At 65.6% G+C, this 424-nt stretch carries 1 protein-coding gene; it reads right to left on the bottom strand.

The window, feature by feature from the left end:
* Nucleotides 1–424: Ig-like domain-containing protein (locus ACZYGA_RS16965; RefSeq protein WP_479399730.1), on the bottom strand; the 424-nt coding region annotated here is incomplete at both ends.

Below are 424 nucleotides of genomic sequence, written 5' to 3'. Positions count from 1 at the left end.
TTCGACGCTGTACTCGCCTTCGCTCAGCGGCGTCTCGGCATCGACGCTGTAGGTGCCGTTCTCGACGGTCGCGGTAACGGTCTGCTCGTTGCCGTCACTGTCGGTGATGAGCAGCGTGACGGTGCTGCCGTCTTCGGCATCGGTGGTGCCGACGATGGTCGGTGTGGTGTCGGAGGTCAGCGCCGGGGCATCGACGATCAGAGCCGGAGCGGACAGATCGATCTCGCCCACGTCATTGCTGGTCGCGGTGTTGCCGGCCGGGTCGGTGACGGTGGCTTCGACGCTGTACTCGCCTTCGCTCAGCGGCGTCTCGGCATCGACGCTGTAGGTGCCATTCTCGACGGTGGCGGTGACGGTCTGCTCGTTGCCGTCACTGTCGGTGATGACCAGCGTGACGGTGCTGCCGTCTTCGGCATCGGTGGTG

The organism is Cobetia sp. BL01 (assembly GCF_056493605.1).
This window is presented reverse-complemented; position numbering and strand designations above follow the sequence as displayed.